The 17819-nt window shown below is 61.2% G+C and carries 19 protein-coding genes, 1 tRNA gene and 1 pseudogene; 11 read left to right on the plus strand and 10 right to left on the minus strand.

Annotated elements, in window-relative coordinates; all coding sequences use genetic code 11:
- Nucleotides 1-83: 83 nt before the first annotated feature.
- The 9 genes and pseudogenes from IEX24_RS05075 to IEX24_RS19990 form a co-directional block, all read left to right on the plus strand.
- Nucleotides 84-386 carry a hypothetical protein gene (locus tag IEX24_RS05075; RefSeq protein WP_188674821.1) on the plus strand — a complete coding sequence of 101 codons (303 nt, stop codon included), beginning with the start codon at nt 84-86 and terminating at the stop codon, nt 384-386.
- Nucleotides 387-400: 14 nt separating this feature from the next.
- A complete protein-coding gene (locus tag IEX24_RS05080; protein ID WP_188674824.1) occupies nt 401-649 on the plus strand; it encodes a hypothetical protein in 249 nt (82 codons plus the stop codon).
- An 85-nt stretch (nt 650-734) separates the two neighbouring features.
- The gene (locus IEX24_RS05085) at nt 735-1304 is read left to right on the plus strand and encodes a hypothetical protein (protein WP_188674827.1); all 570 of its coding nucleotides are present in this window, start codon (nt 735-737) and stop codon (nt 1302-1304) included.
- A gap of 257 nt (nt 1305-1561) precedes the next feature.
- Nucleotides 1562-2137, plus strand: coding sequence for an MT-A70 family methyltransferase (locus IEX24_RS05090; RefSeq protein WP_188674829.1), 576 nt, complete (start codon nt 1562-1564; stop codon nt 2135-2137).
- Between the two features lie 12 nt (nt 2138-2149).
- Nucleotides 2150-2350, plus strand: a complete 201-nt coding sequence (locus IEX24_RS05095; RefSeq protein ID WP_188674832.1) for a hypothetical protein — start codon at nt 2150-2152, stop codon at nt 2348-2350.
- Nucleotides 2351-2734: 384 nt separating this feature from the next.
- Nucleotides 2735-4918 carry a type IV secretory system conjugative DNA transfer family protein gene (locus IEX24_RS05100; RefSeq protein WP_188674842.1) on the plus strand — a complete coding sequence of 728 codons (2184 nt, stop codon included), beginning with the start codon at nt 2735-2737 and terminating at the stop codon, nt 4916-4918.
- A gap of 157 nt (nt 4919-5075) precedes the next feature.
- Nucleotides 5076-5918, plus strand: a complete 843-nt coding sequence (locus IEX24_RS05105; protein WP_188674845.1) for a replication-relaxation family protein — start codon at nt 5076-5078, stop codon at nt 5916-5918.
- Nucleotides 5887-6258 carry a hypothetical protein gene (locus IEX24_RS05110; protein ID WP_188674848.1) on the plus strand — a complete coding sequence of 124 codons (372 nt, stop codon included), beginning with the start codon at nt 5887-5889 and terminating at the stop codon, nt 6256-6258. Before IEX24_RS05105 ends, IEX24_RS05110 begins: the two co-directional genes overlap by 32 nt.
- Before the next feature lie 158 nt (nt 6259-6416).
- Nucleotides 6417-7430, plus strand: a pseudogene (locus IEX24_RS19990) (recombinase family protein); the annotation flags it as partial.
- Between the two features lie 132 nt (nt 7431-7562).
- Here IEX24_RS19990 and IEX24_RS05125 read toward each other — a convergent pair.
- From IEX24_RS05125 to IEX24_RS20000, 4 genes are all read right to left on the minus strand, one after another.
- Nucleotides 7563-7856, minus strand: a complete 294-nt coding sequence (locus tag IEX24_RS05125; RefSeq protein ID WP_188674851.1) for a hypothetical protein — start codon at nt 7854-7856, stop codon at nt 7563-7565.
- A 175-nt stretch (nt 7857-8031) separates the two neighbouring features.
- Nucleotides 8032-8106, minus strand: a tRNA-Arg gene (locus IEX24_RS05130).
- A 398-nt stretch (nt 8107-8504) separates the two neighbouring features.
- On the minus strand, nt 8505-9371 hold the full coding sequence (locus IEX24_RS19995; RefSeq protein ID WP_188674854.1) for a hypothetical protein: 867 nt from the start codon (nt 9369-9371) through the stop codon (nt 8505-8507).
- Nucleotides 9368-9550, minus strand: coding sequence for a hypothetical protein (locus IEX24_RS20000; protein ID WP_188674857.1), 183 nt, complete (start codon nt 9548-9550; stop codon nt 9368-9370). The genes IEX24_RS19995 and IEX24_RS20000 overlap by 4 nt, the downstream gene beginning before the upstream one ends.
- 230 nt (nt 9551-9780) lie before the next feature.
- Here IEX24_RS20000 and IEX24_RS05145 point away from each other — a divergent pair, with 230 nt between their 5' ends.
- Nucleotides 9781-11163 (plus strand): C40 family peptidase, encoded by a 1383-nt coding sequence (locus IEX24_RS05145; RefSeq protein WP_188674860.1) that lies wholly within the window; start codon nt 9781-9783, stop codon nt 11161-11163.
- On the opposite strand, the gene IEX24_RS05150 is transcribed toward IEX24_RS05145, so the two are convergent.
- The 4 genes from IEX24_RS05150 to IEX24_RS05165 all read right to left on the minus strand — a co-directional run bounded on the left by IEX24_RS05150 (nt 11160) and on the right by IEX24_RS05165 (nt 14876).
- On the minus strand, nt 11160-11657 hold the full coding sequence (locus IEX24_RS05150) for an HNH endonuclease (RefSeq protein ID WP_188674862.1): 498 nt from the start codon (nt 11655-11657) through the stop codon (nt 11160-11162). The genes IEX24_RS05145 and IEX24_RS05150 overlap by 4 nt on opposite strands.
- 407 nt (nt 11658-12064) lie before the next feature.
- The gene (locus IEX24_RS05155) at nt 12065-12871 is read right to left on the minus strand and encodes a hypothetical protein (RefSeq protein WP_188674864.1); all 807 of its coding nucleotides are present in this window, start codon (nt 12869-12871) and stop codon (nt 12065-12067) included.
- 99 nt (nt 12872-12970) lie between these two features.
- Complete coding sequence (locus tag IEX24_RS05160) at nt 12971-13915, minus strand: C40 family peptidase (RefSeq protein WP_188674867.1); 945 nt, start codon at nt 13913-13915, stop codon at nt 12971-12973.
- 268 nt (nt 13916-14183) lie between these two features.
- A complete protein-coding gene (locus IEX24_RS05165) occupies nt 14184-14876 on the minus strand; it encodes an iron-dependent transcriptional repressor DtxR (protein WP_188674870.1) in 693 nt (230 codons plus the stop codon).
- A gap of 91 nt (nt 14877-14967) precedes the next feature.
- On the opposite strand from IEX24_RS05165, the gene serC reads away from it, so the two are divergent.
- On the plus strand, nt 14968-16080 hold the full coding sequence (gene serC / locus IEX24_RS05170) for a phosphoserine transaminase (protein WP_188674874.1): 1113 nt from the start codon (nt 14968-14970) through the stop codon (nt 16078-16080).
- 128 nt (nt 16081-16208) lie between these two features.
- Here serC and IEX24_RS05175 read toward each other — a convergent pair whose 3' ends face one another.
- Both IEX24_RS05175 and IEX24_RS05180 read right to left on the minus strand, forming a co-directional pair.
- On the minus strand, nt 16209-17372 hold the full coding sequence (locus tag IEX24_RS05175) for a DUF3027 domain-containing protein (protein WP_229715106.1): 1164 nt from the start codon (nt 17370-17372) through the stop codon (nt 16209-16211).
- A 3-nt stretch (nt 17373-17375) separates the two neighbouring features.
- On the minus strand, nt 17376-17756 hold the full coding sequence (locus tag IEX24_RS05180) for a cold-shock protein (RefSeq protein ID WP_188674875.1): 381 nt from the start codon (nt 17754-17756) through the stop codon (nt 17376-17378).
- Between the last annotated feature and the right edge of the window lie 63 nt (nt 17757-17819).

A 17819-nucleotide genomic window follows, 5' to 3' on the forward strand; every position in this document is an offset into this window, starting at 1 on the left:
CAAGTTCCGGAATCGGTGACGGCGATTTTTGTCCAATTGATCTAGCCGCAGATCGCGGGAAATTAGGGCAGAAGGGGACGCACGTGTCTCAAGAAATCACCACCCTTTTTGGTGGTACTACGACCGGGTCTGGTCAACGCATCAGTAATGGTGTCGCTCGACAGACGAAGCGCGAAGCTGAATCGATCGCGGCGCGGACCGAGCTCGCGCAGCTGACCGACAATGCGCGGGCGTTTCTCACCTCGAGCGCGCTGACCAACGTCGGGACGCTCGTCTCACAGGCCGAGCAGATGCTGCAGATTGCACCGTCGGGGGCTCGCTACTACGAGCTCATCATCAACGCGTACGGTGTCGGCGCTGCCAATGCCATCGCTCGGTTCTCGTGAGGGCGTGCAGTGACATGGAACAGCTTCTTCTTTGGGTCCTAGTCATCGTGATCGCTGCAGTTATCGGCGGCGCGATTGCCTTGGTCTGCGAGTGGAATGACGACCGCCTCGCGGCTGTACAACGCGCCAAGGAGGCCGAAAAGCGGCGGATCGCCACGAATGCTTTCGCAGTCAAGCAGCAGCTTGACGCAGAGGCATACGCCGCCCGCAAGGCGCTCTTCCAGGCTGCGCAACGCCACTCGGGCGGCTCAGGCAGCAAATAGCCGCACTGCCCAACCTCGAGGCCGTGGCGGCCGTCACCGTCGCCACGGCTTCCTTATTCCTGCGTTTCGAAAGGCGCCGATATTCATGCACGGAAACAAAGAAACACGCACCTATCGTCTCGGCTCGGGGCCGAACGGGTCGGGAACAGCACCGTCACCGGCGGAGGTCATCGACTCGTCCATAGAACTCATGAACTTCGCCTGGCATCAGGCAGAATCACTTCGCAGGGACGTCGGATTCGGCTGGAAGCTTGCAAATGATGCTCCGAACTGCGTCTCGGATCTTCTGCGAACGATCGCTTCCTCCACAGTGAGCGGTGATCCGCTGCCAGTCCCTAACAGCCATTCGGGCCCCTTCTTGTCCGTGGGTTTCGACGCAGCCCTGGCGTTCTGGGGAAGCATCAATCGGTTTCGACGCGACCTAGGCTTCGAGACAATTGACGACCTCAATCTGGCCCTCTGGCAGGTTGCTATGGCCGATGCCAATGCGCTTAGTAATCAAGCAATATCGTTACTAGAGGCCGACCTCGTCGGCGGTGCGCTCCTTCGGGCAGCGACCGGAACAACCCCTAGCAGCCGCCGCGTTTTCGCTCTCGACGTGTTGACTTTCGGCATAGCGGACGCAATAAGTCTCGAATCAGAGCGTCATGCCTAGTAGGTCGACCGTCCGATTGATCTCAAATCCGTATGTCATTTTCACAACATCGGCTCAAAGCTCAACCTCGCTTCCCAAAGCCGTGCCCAGAAAGGAGAATCGCACTGTCTTATCGCCTACCCGGTGGCTCGATGGTGACCCCGACCGGCGGATTGGCAACGCTCACGGCCCGGTCTTAACTACGAGTGTTTCCAGGACCTGGCGCTCAGCCGCTCAGATCCCCACTAAGCAACGGAAGCAAGAGGAGGTGAACCACCATGCCTGAAGAGCAACGAAAATTCAAAACCATTCTGGCCGATCCCCCATGGGATATTCAGCAGAAGGGTGGCCGTGGGGCACATGCCCACTACAACGTGCTCAACCTCGACCAGATCAAATCGCTCCCAGTGGGAGATCTCGCCGAAGACGATAGCCACCTGTGGCTCTGGGTCACCAATGCCACACTTCGCGCCGGCTACGACGTTATTGAGTCATGGGGGTTTGAGCCGAGATCTCCGTTGACCTGGATCAAGCCTCGGTTCACCCTCGGCATGTATTTAAGAAATGCGACCGAGCATCTGCTCTTCGCAACGCGCGGTCGAGCACCCGTCAACTTCCGTTCACAGCCCACCTGGTTTTTCGCACCCCTGCAAGATCACTCTCACAAACCTGAGGAACAGTTCGCAATCATCGAGCGCGTCAGTCCAGGGCCCTACCTTGAGCTTTTTGCGAGACGAGAACCGCCATCGCAAGCCGACTGGTCGGTATGGGGCGCAGAAGTGAAATCAGACGTCACCGTCCCCGGCTTCCCGGTGCCGTCCGATTACGTACGCGACGAAGGGGCCCACTCATGAAAGGCACGTCTCATGTCCGACAATCACAACTCAGGGGGGCCAGTCGCCAGACTATGGCGGGCCAGTCTACTGCTTCTTGGAAGCGTGCTGGCGGTCTGGCTCGCCTTGCAGGTGCTCGCCACTATCTGGGGCTGGCTGCTGATCGGCGCATTGATCCTGTGCGGCATCGCGGCGCTGATCTTCTTTATGAAGCGCCGTTTGGGCGGGTGGTAAATCACCTCTGGCACGTTGCATTTTCCGACTCCCGAATTCTTGAGGTGAGCACCCACCGGCCGCTCCGCCTATCGCTCATTTTGTGCTTGACAGAACGTATCGAATACCTCATACCCATGAGTGTTGGCATCAATAAAGGGGGCCCGTTGGGACGTTCTTCTCGTCTTTTCGTGGCGGTACGCACGTCATGACGAAGAAAAGTTCCAGACAAGAAAGGTCGAGGGCTGATCGCGAAAGTCGCGTCTCTGTTCGCGGGCCGCAAGTTTACGACCGCGCTCGCGCAAGCCAAGCGTTCCTTGCAGCCCAAGCCGACGCAGAAACAAAGGCTCGAAAAGAACATCTAGAACGCATTGAGCTCGAAAAGGCGCAGTTCGAGGAGTCGGCATGACCGTCTCCGAGAACGCGTCGGGAACGGACATGGTGTGGATGCAAATTCACTGGCCGTCTCCGCTCGACGCGACGCTTGCTCGTGAACTTCTTCGACGATTCGCTTCAGACCAGCACCGTTCGCCAATTACATTCGAAGTTCGTTCTCTCGAGGGACTCATGTCGCACTACGTCGGAACACAGGCGCATCAAGTGAGACAGGTCGTCGGCGTCATTGAAGGGCTCGTCCCGGGCGCTACCACCAGCGCGGCGGTGTCGTCATCGATGACAGGTCAGTCAGTCCGATTGAAACTCGCTTCGACCCATCTCGCACTCAAGACAGATTCGCCAGCGACGTCTGCCCGTGCGATTCTCGGCGCGCTCGCTGAAGCCCGATACCGCGGAGAATCGTCTCGGCTTCAAGTCGTGCTTGGCCGGACGGTGCACGCTCGGCTCACACCGGCCAAGCTGCCCGATCCCACCCAGCGCTGGTGGGCTCTGCTTTCTCAAGGCTCGGTGCGCGCGTCGAATGAAGTCGCAGCGAGTATCCGGCAACGACATAGCGAGGTGGGCTGCTTTGTCGTCCTCCGAGCATCGGCATCCGCCAAGTCTGAAGGACGCAGAACGTCCATCCTTCGTGGCATCATCGCAGCGCTCCGCACTACGCACACTCCGGGTGTTCGGCTCAAGTTCGTGAGGGACGATCTTCCCCCGCGAGACGGGTCGGCACTTCGCGGCTCGACGCCTCTTGCCACTTCTGAACTTCTCAGCTTGATTGGCTTCCCACTCGACGCCGAGGATCTTCCCGGTATGCCAGATCCGCACCCAAAACTGCTTCGCCTCGTCACAAACAGCGTCGATCTGACTCGACTGTTCGGCGTCACGAACGCGCCCGGCACCTCGAAACCTGTCGGCATCGCAATCTCAGACGCGCTCTACCATTCGATCATTATTGGACCGACGGGCAGCGGCAAATCGACCCTCATGCTGAACCTCATCGTCGCGGACCTCCGCGCCAAACGCGGTGTCGTCGTCATCGACCCGAAATCGGATTTGGTGCGCGACATTTTGGAGCGAATTCCCGAGAGCAGGAAAGACGACGTGGTGGTGCTCGACCCCACACAGCTGCAACCGGTCGGACTCAACCCCCTCGCGACGCCAGGGACCAGTCCTGAACTGATCGCCGACGCCATTCTTGGTATTTTTCGAGACCTCTTTCCATCCGCCTTTGGACCGCGCACGAGCGACGTGATGCACGCGTCGCTACTGACGCTCGCCAGCAGTCCCGGCGCGACGCTCACATGGATTCCGCGGCTGCTCACCGATGCGCGCTTTCGCAAGCAACTCACCGATGCGCTCGATGACCCGGACGGTCTCGAAGCTTTTTGGGAACAGTTCAACGAACTTTCCGAACGTCAGCAAGCCCAATTCATCGGACCCGTTCTTTCGCGGCTACGCCAGTTCCTCTTGCGGCCCAGTCTCAAGCGGATCCTTGACCAGAGCGTGCCGCGCTTCAGTCTCAGCCAGGTGCTGGATGAAAACAAGATCTTACTCGTGCCGCTCAACAGCGGCCTCGTCGGCAACGATGCTGCGCGTCTCCTCGGCAGCCTGTTGGTCAGCCAACTCTGGCAATTGACGCTCGGCCGTGCGGCTCAGCCGATAGAGAAACGCTCGCCTATCAGCATCTACATCGACGAGGTGCAGGAGTATCTCCGCCTCGGCGGGGCCGGCGACCTGAACGACGCGCTCGCCCGGAGCCGTTCACTCGGGGTGGCATGGCATGCGGCGCATCAGTACCGAAAGCAGCTGCCTGAGGAAATGAGATCCGCCTTCGACGCGAACGCCCGCAACAAGGTGGTCTACGCGACCGGCATCGACGACGCCAAGGCCATGGCTGCCATGACCTCGAACCTGAAGCCGGAAGATTTCATGAAGCTCACGCCGTTCGCTTTCTACGCGAACCTGATGCGTGAAGGCGAACAAACCGGCTGGTTTTCGGCCCAAGCAGATCCTGCGCCAAGAGCAACGTCCGACCCCATCGAAATCATGTCCCTGAGCCAGGCGAGATACGGAGCGCAGATCGACCTGCAAGCGACGGCTACTTCAAAAGAGCGGAATGAATCTCCCTCCGACCCGCGTGCGAAAGACGATCAGTCTCAGCCCACCAACCACACAATCGGGCGCAAGAGGCGAACAATATGACGCCGAATAACAGAGAGGTGAGGCGTCCGGTCGCCCACCCGGTCGCTCCGACATTGAAACGCCCCCAGCGCCGATATTTCGGCCCCTTTCACCCATTTCGGGAGTCGACTAACACCGAATGCACGGTGTTACCAAAGCCCAGAGACGGAGGCCGTTGATGTCTCAGCCAAATCGCAAAGGGACCTTGAGCGTTGCGTCGATCAAACTCTTGCTCACAGCTCGCGATCGCGCCATCTTGCAGTCGTTATACGCTCATAAGTTTCTAACCGGTTCTCAGATCTACAACCTCCACTTCTGGAACCATCACACCTACGCCTCCGGGATTCGAGCATGCAATCGTGTGCTCGGCAGACTTCGAGGTCATCGGCTGATCTATCGACTCGAGCGACCCATGGGAGGGGTGGGTGGTGGCTCCTCAAGCTTCGTCTGGAGTCTCGACGCAGCCGGCGACAGATTCGAACGACGGACGCAAGAGGGAGCAACCACCTCGCGCTCCCGTTCCTTCGTTCCGACCACGATGTTTCTCCTTCATACCCTCGCCGTTGCTGACGTTCACATTCAGCTGATCGAAACCGAACGCTCTGGCCGAATCAAGATCATCGAGTCGCAGTTCGAACCACGCAACTGGCGGACATTTCTGACTCGGAACGGTTCACAGCGAGTGCTGAAACCCGACCTTTTCGTATCCCTGTCATCAGCGGACTACGACGACTTCTTTTTCATCGAGGTGGACCGCGGCACCGAATCCATCCCAACGCTAATCCGAAAATGCCTTTTGTACGAAGCTCATCGACGGTCAGGGGACGAACAAGAGCGCCTCGAGGTCTATCCGCTGGTCGTATGGCTGGTACCCACAGCAGCGCGTCGAGATCTGCTGCAAAAGAGTATCGACGCCGAAAAGCACCTCGACCCGCAGTTGTTCTCGATCTGTGTCAGCGACGATTTTCGCGCTTTCATCGATCAACGGAGTGAACCGCAGTCTGGGGGTGACGGTGTTTGATGCAGCACTCTCACTCCAGGGACACGACGAAGCGGCGGTCCGCAACCGCAATCCAGATGCCAATGACATCACCGCTGCCTTTGAGGGCCTCAGCAGCTGTTCGAACCGTTATAGCGACTCGAACGTTGAAAGTCGATTCATCGGAGTGTTCAACGACCTCGACGAATTCATCGACGAGCAACTTGAACAGCACGGATGGCAGTCTGAAATACGTCGATTGTCGGCGCTGGGGGGCCTCAACGAGTTCGTTCATTTCGACCGACAGGCATTCGAAGAGCGCCTGCGCGATGTCTACATTGTCGCGAATTTTAAGAGGTGGGTCTTCATATTTCGAAGGTAAAAACTACAACTTCATCGGACCCCTGGGACTGCGCACATTTGGCCCAGATTGGCCCAATTTCGCCTCGACTTGGCTTGCAATCAGAGCTACCGTCAGGAGGCCAAATGCCTCTGAACTCGGGCACCTGGGCGGAAAACGGGCAAAGCAGTGGAGGCAAAATGAACTCAACTAACCAACACCAGAATCGGCCGAAGGCAATCTCGTATCTGCGCGTGTCGACGAAAGAGCAAACCGAACGCGATGGCGATCCAGAAGGCTATTCAATTCCAGCTCAACGTGAGGCGAATCGGAGAAAGGCGGACGTGCTCGGTGCTGAAGTCATCGAGGAGTTCGTCGACCGCGGCGAGTCAGCCAAAACCGCAGACCGCCCAGAGTTGCTCCGAATGCTGGAGTTTGTGAAGGAGAATCCGGTCGCCTACTGCATCGTCCACAAGGTCGACCGTTTGGCGCGCAACCGAGCCGACGATGTTTCCATCAATATCGCCCTCCGCGCATCGCACGTTCAACTCGTGTCAGCCACCGAGAACATCGACGAGACGCCTTCCGGAATGCTGCTTCACGGCATCATGAGCTCCATCTCGGAGTTCTACTCCGAGAACCTCAAAGCCGAAGTGTTAAAGGGCATGCAGCAGAAGGCGAAGACCGGCGGCACACCAGGTAGAGCGCCAATCGGTTATCGCAATGTGGGTGTGTTCAACGCTGAGGGCAGAGAGGTGCGGTCTGTTGTGGTCGATCCGAAGCGCGCACCCCTGATCGCGTGGGCGTTTGAAGCATACGCAACCGGAAAGTGGACGATCCGAAATCTGGTCGATGAGCTAGATGATCGTGGGCTCAGCTCACTCCCGACCCCATCTCGCCCGTCAAAGCCGATCACTGCGACCCAGCTACATAAGATCTTGACGAACCCGTACTACCGGGGCGAGGTTCGATTTCAAGGCGCAAGATTTCCAGGTCGCCATGAGGCAATTGTCGACTCGGTCCTATGGCTAAAGGTGCAATCGGTGCTTTCAAACCGTGCAACGGGCGAGAAGGAACGAGAGCACAATCACTATTTGAAGAGCACGCTTTTCTGCCGCAAGTGCGCTTCGCGCATGATCGTTCACCGCACTACCAATCGCCACGGTGCCTTCTACGAATATTTTGTCTGCAGCGGCCGGCACGAGCGGCGAACCGATTGCAAGATGCCCGCTGTCGAGATCGGGCTCATCGAGAATCGGATCTTGGACCTCTACCGCGAGGTTCAGATTCCGTCCGAGGAGCGCTCCGGCCTTGAGCTGCAACTTCGCGCCGATCTCGCCGTGGGTTCAGAGCGAGCCCAACGAGTACAGCATGACCTGGTTCTTGAACAGGCTCGATTGCAAGCTCGAAGCAAAAAGCTGCTCGATGGTCACCTTGAGGGAGTTATTCCAATAGACCTCTATGCAATCGAACAGCGCGACATTACCGAGCAACTCGGCTCCATCTCGGAACGGCTCACGGCGACCACGATGCAATTGGATGAGCTCGATCGGAAACTTACCGAGGTGCTGGTGCTGACCCAGAATTGCTTCGAGACTTATCTCAGAGCGTCGGACGACGTGCGCAGAAAACTCAATCAAGCGTTCTTCCCGAAAATCTTCGTCGATTTCGACGGCGACGTCAGTGGGCCACTAGGCGCTCCATTTTCCGCCGTCATCCCTCGGATCCTCAGATCCGCAAAATCGTCGGATGCTTCAGAAGCAAACGAACACCCAAACCCCTTTTTTAAGGTCGAGTGTTCGAGAGAGTACGAATTGGTGCCCCTGGAGGGACTCGAACCCCCAACCCTTTCCTTAGGACGGAACTGCTCTTCCATTGAGCTACAGAGGCTGACCGCACGAGTTTACCAAGAGCAGAGCCGCGCCCCCGCCACAGCCCCCGCTCAGCATTCCGACAGGTTGACGAAATGCCGCCGCCCCAACCGGGTGACAACCGCACCAGATGTTAGACATGCCAGAGTCATGACTAGAGCACCCAGTTTGAAGCGCGGCCGACCTTCCCGATTCCGGATGCTCGGGGTCGGCCTTCTGGCGAGCGCCCTCGTCGCCGCGAGCGCGGTTCTCGGCGCCCCCGCCGCCTACGCCGACGACTACCCGAGCTGGGCCGACGTGCAGGCCGCTCAGGGCAACGAGAACGCCAAGGCTGCCGAGATCACGACCATCAACAACATCATCAGCGACCTGCAGGCCAAGGTCGTGGCCGCGCAGCAGCTGGTCGCGCAGCGCACCTCAGAAGACGACGCCGCAGAGGCCGCCCTCGCCGCGGGGCAGAGCAAGGCCGACTCGCTCGCCGCGAGTGCCGCTACCTGGAAGACGAAGGCCGACACCTCGAGCCGCCAGGCCGCCCTCATCGCCGCACAGCTCGCGCGTTCGGGCGGCGGCAACAACATCACCAGCTTGTTGCTCGGCGGTAGCTCCGAACAGCAGACCGACCTGCTCTCTCAACTCAGCGCCATGGGCAAACTCACCCAGACCGTCACCGAGATCTACAATCAGGCCAAGCAAGACAGCAACACCGCAGCATCCATCAGCGAACAGGCTCAGGTGGCGAAGGATGCTCTTGCCGGCCTCGCAGCGGCCGCTCAGGCCGCGCTGCAGGCCGCCGCACAGGCTCAGCAAGACATGATCGCCGCTCTGAACGAGCAAACCGCTCACCAAGAAGAACTTCAAGCGCAGCTGGTTTCGCTGCAGCAGAACCTCGCCACGACTCAGCAGCAGTACCAGGCCGGCGTCGCCGCGCGTGCAGCTGCGGCAGCCGCGGCGGCAGCAGCTGCAGCGGCCGCCGCTCGAGGAGGCGGCGCCGTGAGCGTCGGCCCCGTCTCTTCTGACGCACAGGCCTTGGCAGAAGAGCTCATGGGTGACGTGGCCGACGGCAACTTCCACGGCTCGACCCCCGACCACATCATGGAGATCGCCTGGATCGCGCAGGGCAAGTCGGTGCAGAACTGTGGCATCGACGTGGTCATTCTGCAGGCGATGGTCACCGCCGTGCGCGCTTTCGGCAGCGCAGGCGTGAGCGACATCAACCGTCGCTGCACCGGTCAGATCGAGGGTGCCGGCATCTACTCGAACCATTACAAGAACGGCGGCGGTCACGCCGTCGACTTCACGTCAGTTGGCGGCATGGTGCTGAACGGCTCTAACAACGCCTCGATCGCTCTGATCAGAACGCTCGACCCGATCATGCCGTACGGCTCCGGCCTCGGGCAGAGCGAATGCCGCGCCTCAGCCGGTACCTCCATCAGCACGAAGAACTTCTCGGGATTCTCTGACACCTGCGACCATCTGCACATCGACGACTTCTAGCGTCACTGCTCCGCGCATTACCTCGGCCCGAGGCCCGGTCACCGCCGGCGCCGGCGATTTCGGCGCGCGCGGCGCTCGTCAAACTTTTTTTCGCGAAACACCGCCGTGTTGCTACTGTTATCTCTGTTGTTGGTGTTATAGGTGTTGCTCGCGATACGCGTGTTACTCCTGTGACTAATGTGAAACAGTCAGAGGCCCCATGCAGACCACGATTCGCCGCACTCCGCGCCTGAGCGCCCGGCTGCGCGTCGCCATCATCGCCGTCACCATCACTTCTCTCGCCGTTTCGGCCGCCATCACCGGCGGCAGCCCCGCGTACGCCACCAACTACCCGAGCTGGAACGACGTCATCGCCGCCAGAAGCAATGCCGCTTCGACGCAAGACGAAATGAACCAGCTGCAGTCGCTCATCTCCGGTTTGCAGGCCGAGGTCGATGCGGCTCAGGCAGCCGCCGACCAGGCGTGGGCGGCGAATCAAGCAGCTCAGGATGCCCTGAGTGCAGGCAAGGCGAAGGCTGATCAATTGCGGCAGCAGGCTACCGCCGCCCAGACGAAGGCCGACGCGTCACGTAAGCAGGCGACCGCACTCACCGCGCAGTTCGCACGATCGGCAGGCGGCGGAGACCTCTCCATGCAGCTGATGATCGGCGGCGACAAGAGCAACGACCTACTCTATCAGCTCAGCGCCATGAGCAAGCTCAGCGAAACGTCGAAGGGCATCTTCACTCAGGCCACGCAAGACGCGAACGACGCGACATCGCTGAGCGCACAGGCCGACACGGCCGAAGCCGCGCTCAGCACGCTCGCTGCCGCCTCGCAGGCCTCCCTGAACGACGCGGTCTCTGCACAGCAGCAACTGAAGTCTGCCCTGCTCGAGCAAGACAGTCACCAAGCCGAACTCACCGTTCAGCTTGACGCCCTCACCAACACGGCAATCACCACCGAAGCCGACTACAACGCCGGCGTCGCGGCCGAGCAGCAGCGCCAGCTCGAGGCCGAGCAGGCCGCTGCGGCACAGGCTGCCGCCGCACAAGCCGCTGCCGCCGCTGCCGCCGCGGCGAATCCGGGCAGCTCGAACTCCGGGTCGTCGAACTCGGGGTCGTCGAACTCCAACTCAGGTTCGAGTAACTCTGGCTCGTCGGGCAACTCCGGCAGTTCATCCGGTAGCTCAGGCGGCTCGTCGAACGGCAACTCAGGCGGTGGCTCGTCAGCACCCGTGAACGACGCCCCCACCCAGGCCTTCGACGGCAACGCCGTTGTCGCCTACGCCGAGCAGTACGTGGGCGTGGTTCCCTACAGCGCCGGCAACACGCCGAGCGAAGGCTTCGGCTGCGACGGATTCACGCAGTGGGTCTACGGGCACTTCGGCATCTCGTTGCCGCGGCTGGTGAGCCGCCAGACCGCCATGGGCATTCGCGTTTCGTCGTCAGAGGTGCGCGCGGGCGATCTCGTGGTGTGGCCGAACACGCACATCGGCATCTACGACGGTCACGGCGGGGTCATCCACTCCCCCGACTGGGGCCGCTATGTGACCCACAACCCCGGGCTCTGGGGCAGCTACATCTTTATTCGCATCGTCTAGGCAGCCGACTGCAGGTAGTTCTCCCACTCAGGCTGAGCGCGCTCCACTCCACGCACGAACCACCCCGCGTGATGCGGCATGTGCGGCGGGCTCGGCAGCTTCCAGCCCATTTCGGCGGGCGTCTTGTTGCTCTTGACGTTGTTGCACTTGAGGCAGCAGGCCACCAGGTTCTCCCAGGTGTCTTTACCGCCACGCGATCGCGGCTGAACGTGATCCACTGTCGTGGCGCCCGCTCCGCAGTAGACGCAGCGCTGGTTGTCGCGGCGAAGCACTCCGCGCCGGCTCACGGGTACTTGCCGTGACGACGGAACTTTGACGTACCGCGTCAGCAAGATGACCGACGGGCGATCGTACGCACCCGAAGACGCCCACACCGGGTCATCTTCGTCGGCCTCGACGACCTTCGCCTTGTCGTTCATGACGAGCACCAGTGCCCGACGAAATGAGACAACACCCAGCGGTTCGTAGCCCGCGTTCAGCACCAGCGTTCGCATCTTTTCCCTTTCAAAAAGCCCGGTCGGCTACCGGGTATTCGATGTGTGTCGATGTTCGCTTTCCGTCGTCAGAATTTGCGTGCATCCGCTCGTTTACGCACAAAAAAAGGCGTTGTCATGATGACAACGCCTTACCCACGCACAGACGTGCTGCGAGTGTGTATCTGAAATGTGTGTATCTGATGCAGATGCACGCGAACGAGTATTCGGGCACGAAGCAGGTAGTCACCCATGGTGGGGATGCTGCCTGGCTCGGTCACGAACTCTCCTGCGCACTTCGAGGAATATCAGGGCATCAGGCTAACAAACAATTTCGCGTGCGCATATTTTCTGGCGGGGAGTTTCGGCAAGCTGTAACCGACTGTTCACAAACACTCCGCCAACAGCGCCGCGAATCGGCGGCTCGCCTACGATTCGGGCAGCAGCGACGCGCCCCGTGCGGTGATGAAGTCGATGTGCAGATGCGTACACGAGTCGTTGAACTCCGAGAGGTTCACAAAGCCCGAACCGGATGCCCGGCACTCGCTCTGGCCGACGTCAGAGTTCGGCGGAACCAGCGGGTCGAGCACCCGCAGCAACTTCATCGAATCAGAATCTCCGCCAGTAAGACTGTGCCCGTTGAGAATGTAGAAGTCGACCGCGTGACCACCGCCATTGCGGTTGTGTGGCGAAATACTGCCCGCCCCTTCGACCTGGCCGGTGCAGAGCCGGTTGATGTCGCTCACCCCGACCTTGCCGAAGTTGTCGACTGCCACCTTGATGGTTTGCAGCACGCGATAATCCACACCGCAGTTCGGCACCACCTGGCCATTTGCCAGGTACTGAATCTCTTTGATGTGGTCGGGGTGCGAGCCGACGAGCTTGCCAGAGGCCACGGCATCCATCAGCTGTTGCGCAAGCGCCTGAACTTCGGGCGGCACCACCGAGGGGTACGCGTTTGCTGTCACCGCGCTGTTCGACGAGAGCTTGAGCGCTGCGGCCTGAGCTGCGGCCGCGGCAGCTGCGGCCTCCGCGGCCTGCTGCGCTTGCAGTTCAGCCTGGCTCGGCGCCTCATAGTTATCGCGGGCGACCACCATAGGCCCTTGCTGTTGGTCACTCGCGAGCGACTGCGATTCTGTGAGCGAACTCGACGTGACCGGGTCGAACGCGCCGTCAACGCTGAACGCGTAGGCCGGAATCGCCATGGTAGCAATGAGGCCCACGGCAGCAGTCATGACCAGCACGCTCGCAACGCGGCGGGTCGGCGCTTTCACCGGTCACGCCCCAGGCGCGACACGACAGGTGAAGCCTGGTGCCGATTCAAGCGGGTACCGCTAGCTGTTCGGGTAGTACCGCACGAAGTAGTAGCTGCCCCAAACCGGGTCGTACTCAACCATGCGACCCCAGTCGGGCGCCGTGATGGCTTTCCCACCGCCAGCGTAGATCTCAGTGTGGCCGATCGGATAGATCATCACATCACCCGGTTGCGCCTCGGAGGCTGGGATTCGAACCCCCAAGGCCGCCTGGTTACTGACTGTACGCGGAAGATTTACACCGAAATGTTTGAAGACCCACTGAACAAGTCCATCGCAACTGAAGCTTGTGTCTGGGGTATTGCCATTGCCATACGGCACTTTTCCGACGTACTGCATGGCGTAGTCAACGACGGCCTGCCCATCGTAGGGTGCTGTGGGGGCGTTATCGTCGACGGCCAGCGACGCGCCGCTCGACGCCGCCGATGTTACCGCCGTCACTTTCAAAGCTGCTGCCTGCGCTGCTGCAGTCGCTGCATCGGCCGCGGCCTTGGCCTGCGTGGCAGCCAATTCGTCTTTGGTGGGCGCCTGGTAGTTGTCGCGGCCCACCGTGGGCGCCGCGCCGGCCTCGACGGCCAGCGTCTGCTGGCCCGAGGTGATCGACTGAGTGGATGCGCTCGGGTCGAATGCCCCATTCGTCGAGAAAGCGTAGGCGGGCAGAGCCATGGTCGCCACCAGAGCAGCAGCGGCGGTCATCACGACCGTGCTGATGATTCCGCGTTTCGTGGGGCGACGCGAGCGCTTCGGCGCCGCGGCGGCGGCCGGCCGGGGAGCAGCGGTCTTCGCCACTGGATTGGGCTTCACCACGGCGACAGCGGTCGAAGTAGCGGCCTGTGGGCGGGCCGACGCGGCCTGTGCCTCGCGAAGCGAGCGCCGGGTGGGCTGCAATTCGGTACTGGGCTGAGCTGGGGTTTTCGGGTTGTGCTTCGACTCGGGTGAGCCTAGCGATTCGCTCGAAAAGGGCAAAATGTATTCCTCCGGCACGTGTGCGGCAACGTGCGTGCCACCCCGCCTGACACTGCCGCGCTGGGTAAGAGCGCGAAAACGTCAGGCGAGTTCTTCGGTGTCTTGATCTGGGTCGTGTGGCCAGTTTCTGGCCGGTCGGACTTGTTCGAGGATACGGGAGGCATCGTCATTTGTCACCCTGAAACGGCCCTTTGCAACAAATTGGTAACGAACGAAAAAACCTGCCCCCCGAATGGGTGACAGGTTTCGACGGCGGTCAGATCGTTGGTCAGATTCCTACGAAAATGTGGCTCGCGACCTCGTTCGGCAGCTCGAGCCCTTGAGTGAATCCTTCGACCTCGACGAGCACATACGAGCCCGCCGCCGAGAAGGCCGCGCTGTTGCCGGGAACCACTCCCGACTGTTTCAACTGCAGCAGCAACTCCGGGTCGACCTGAGCAGGTTCGCCGAGCCGCTTGATGACTTTGGTCTGCGGGCCCACGGCCCCGTGCACGAGCGTCACGATGTTCACGACACCACGAGTGAACGGAATGGCCTCGACGTCTCCGAGTTCTTCGAGCCCGGGAATCGGGTTGCCGTAGGGCGACTCGGTGGGGTGATCGAGCATCAGCAGAATGCGGCGCTCGACCTGCTCACTCATTACATGCTCCCAGCGGCATGCTTCTTCGTGCACGAACTCCCAGTCGAGCCCGATCACGTCGCTGAGCAGGCGTTCGGCCAACCGGTGCTTACGCATCACGTGGATGGCCTTGCGCCGGCCTTGCACGGTCAGTTCGAGGTGCCGATCGGGAGAAACGACCACGAGCCCGTCTCGTTCCATGCGCCCGACGGTCTGCGACACGGTCGGCCCCGAGTGCCCCAAACGCTCTGAAATGCGGGCGCGCAGGGGGGTGATGTTCTCCTCTTCGAGTTCGAGAATCGTTCGGAGGTACATCTCGGTGGTGTCGATCAAATCCGCCAACGGGCCGCTCCCTGCTTTATTGCGCACGTAGAATACAAGCCTAGTGTTTGGATTGAAAGCCGGGGCACGTGGCGTCGGTACACTTGCAGTCATGCCTGCTCTACAGATTCCCAGTGACCTCTTGCCCGCCGACGGTCGTTTCGGGTGCGGCCCGTCGAAGATTCGCCCCGAACAGCTTTCTGACCTCACGGTTCGCGGGGCATCCATTCTCGGCACCTCGCACCGTCAAGCACCGGTGAAGAACCTGGTCGGCGAGGTGCGCGAGGGCCTGAAGACGCTGTTCTCGCTGCCCGAGGGTTATGAAGTTGTGCTGGGCAACGGTGGTTCGACGGCGTTCTGGGACGCCGCGGCGTTCGGTCTCATCGAGAACCGCAGCGAGAACCTGACGTTCGGCGAGTTCGGCGCCAAGTTCGCCGTTGCGGCCGCTGCTCCGTTCTTGACCGCCCCGCACGTGATCAAGGCCGAGGCCGGGTCGCGCAGCGAGGTCGAGGTTCTCGAGGGCGTCGACGTGTACGCGTGGCCGCACAACGAGACGAGCACGGGCGTCATGGCTCCGGTCACTCGAGTGGCGGGCGATGCGGATGCTCTGACTGTCATCGACGCAACGAGTGCTGCGGGCGGGGTCGACGTCGACATCGCTCAGACCGATGTGTACTACTTCGCCCCGCAGAAGAACTTCGCCTCTGACGGCGGACTGTACTTCGCGGTCTTCTCCCCCGCCGCTCTCGAGCGCGTCGAACGCATCGCGGCGTCGGGTCGATACATTCCTGAGTTCTTGAGCCTGAAGAACGCGGTCGACAACTCACGCCTCAACCAGACGCTGAACACGCCCGCCATCAGCACTTTGCTGCTCATGAACAGCCAGGTCGAGTGGATCAACGCGTCGGGCGGGCTCGGCTGGGCATCCGCTCGCACCAGCGAATCGTCGACGGCGCTGTACGACTGGGCCGAGAAGACGAGTTACACGACGCCGTTCGTGTCGAACCCCGACCACCGTTCGCAGGTTGTGGTCACCATCGACTTCGACGATGCAGTGGATGCTGCGGCCGTGGCCAAAGCCTTGCGCGCCAACGGAATCGTCGACACCGAGCCCTACCGCAAGCTCGGCCGCAACCAGCTACGCATCGCGACCTTCGTGGCCATCGACCCGGCCGACGTGCGCGCGCTCATTGCGAGCATCGAGTACGTGGTCGGAAACCTCTAGCGCCTCGCCCGCGTCCGCGTCCGCTTTGCGAAAAAGCACCTTCTGAGAGCTCAGGAGGTGCTTTTTCGTCAAATGGGCGGCACGGATGCCCGGGGTCAGGATGCCCGGGGGGTCAGGATGCCCGGGGGTCAGTAGGTACGGTCGATCTCCGGGCCGTGCGGGTCTTCGTCTGAACCGTCTTCGGTGGCGAGGGCCTCTTCGGTGAGTTCGATGGCGTCGTCGATGTCGTCGATCAGGCGGAGGTGGTCGAGCTCGCCGGCGTCGAGGCCGTCGATGTCGAGCCCCTCTTCGGCGATGGTGTCGATGTCGATTCCGTCGCGGTCACGGCGGAGCGCGCGTGCGGCGACCTCTTCGGCGTCGAGCTCGTCGTCATCGCTGTCATCGTCATCGTCGTCTGAATCGTCGTCGTCGTCGTCGTCTGAATCGTCGTCGTCGTCATCGTCATCATCATCGTCAGCGCTTGAGTCTGCGGAGTCGTAATCCTCGTCTTCGGAGTCATCACCGCCGGCGCGGCCATCCGCCTCGTCAGCCGAGTCATCGTCGTCGTCGGCGAACTCGTTCTCCGAGTCGTCGATGAGTGACTCGGGAGTCACGCGGTCGGCCCACGGCACCCACGCCGGCGAAAGAATCGCGCCTTCGCCCGGCAGCAGTTCGACCTCGAGCACGGTCGGCGCGGCGTCGTCGGCGGTTCGGGCGACGGTCGCGGCCCAGTGCCAATCGGGGTAGCCCGAGAGTGTCGACGCGAAGTGCAGGCTCAGCACATGCTCGCCCTCGACGACGTGCCCGATCAGCTCGCCGATCGACGTCGCGGGGGTGATCTCGGCGAGCGCAGCGCGAGCCTGATCGACGGCCGCAAGCAGTACAGGGTCTGCCTCATACACGATCTCGGCAATAGACCCGTCGGCTTCGACGACTTCTGTTAGCTCAACCTCAGCGTCGCCAGCAACTTCACCATCGTCGGCTACGTCCGCGTCGCCAGGCACGTTCGTTTCATCAGCCACATCGGCGCCATCAACCATGTCAGCGCCATCGGCCACATCCGCGTCGTCAGCCACGTAGGCGTCGGCCACATCCGCGTCGCCAGGCACATCGATGTCGGCCACGACGTCGATGTCGGCCGCGGGGGCCGAGTCGGGTTCGCCTGCCACCTCGACCGCGTCGACGTCGTCGGTCACTGCCTCGACGGCGATGATCTCGGCGACCAGGTGCGCCGCGACGACGTGATTCGCGACCGAGTGCTCGGCGGGCGCGGCTGAATCAGCGGGCCGTTCGCCCGTGTTCTCGTCTGACAACGGCTACGCATCCAGTTCGTCGGCGACCTTGCGCAGCAGCGCAGCGATCTTGCGGCTGTGACTCGCTTCGGGGTACCGACCGCGTTTGAGGTTCGTGCCGATGCCATCGAGCACCTTCACCAGGTCTTCGATGATGACAGCCATGTCGTCGGCCGGCTTGCGGCTCAACTTGACCATGCTGGGCGGCGCTTCGAGCACCCGAACAGACAACGCCTGAACGCCACGCTTGCCGTCGGCGATGCCGAACTCGAGCTTGGTTCCCGCCTTGACCGTGGCCCCGGCGGGCAGGGCAGACGCGTGCAGAAAGACCTCCTGGCCGTCATCAGAACTGATGAAGCCGAAGCCTTTCTCGTCGTCGTAAAACTTGACCTTGCCGGTAGGCATTTGTGAATCTCCTCAAGTGTTTTGCCGAAAAAGAGCGCTTCGGCCACAGGTAAGCCTATTCGC

The organism is Subtercola lobariae (assembly GCF_014640255.1).
Lineage (GTDB): Bacteria > Actinomycetota > Actinomycetes > Actinomycetales > Microbacteriaceae > Subtercola > Subtercola lobariae.

Bases quoted from the DNA above. Each gene is read 5' to 3' on its own strand.
- IEX24_RS05080 (WP_188674824.1), top strand. From the start codon at position 401: ATGGAACAGCTTCTTCTTTGGGTCCTAGTCATCGTGATCGCTGCAGTT.
- IEX24_RS05085 (WP_188674827.1), top strand. From the start codon at position 735: ATGCACGGAAACAAAGAAACACGCACCTATCGTCTCGGCTCGGGGCCG.
- IEX24_RS05090 (WP_188674829.1), top strand. From the start codon at position 1,562: ATGCCTGAAGAGCAACGAAAATTCAAAACCATTCTGGCCGATCCCCCA.
- IEX24_RS05095 (WP_188674832.1), top strand. From the start codon at position 2,150: ATGTCCGACAATCACAACTCAGGGGGGCCAGTCGCCAGACTATGGCGG.
- IEX24_RS05100 (WP_188674842.1), top strand. From the start codon at position 2,735: ATGACCGTCTCCGAGAACGCGTCGGGAACGGACATGGTGTGGATGCAA.
- IEX24_RS05105 (WP_188674845.1), top strand. From the start codon at position 5,076: ATGTCTCAGCCAAATCGCAAAGGGACCTTGAGCGTTGCGTCGATCAAA.
- IEX24_RS05145 (WP_188674860.1), top strand. From the start codon at position 9,781: ATGCAGACCACGATTCGCCGCACTCCGCGCCTGAGCGCCCGGCTGCGC.
- IEX24_RS05150 (WP_188674862.1), bottom strand. From the start codon at position 11,657: ATGCGAACGCTGGTGCTGAACGCGGGCTACGAACCGCTGGGTGTTGTC.
- IEX24_RS05155 (WP_188674864.1), bottom strand. From the start codon at position 12,871: ATGACTGCTGCCGTGGGCCTCATTGCTACCATGGCGATTCCGGCCTAC.
- serC (WP_188674874.1), top strand. From the start codon at position 14,968: ATGCCTGCTCTACAGATTCCCAGTGACCTCTTGCCCGCCGACGGTCGT.
- IEX24_RS05180 (WP_188674875.1), bottom strand. From the start codon at position 17,756: ATGCCTACCGGCAAGGTCAAGTTTTACGACGACGAGAAAGGCTTCGGC.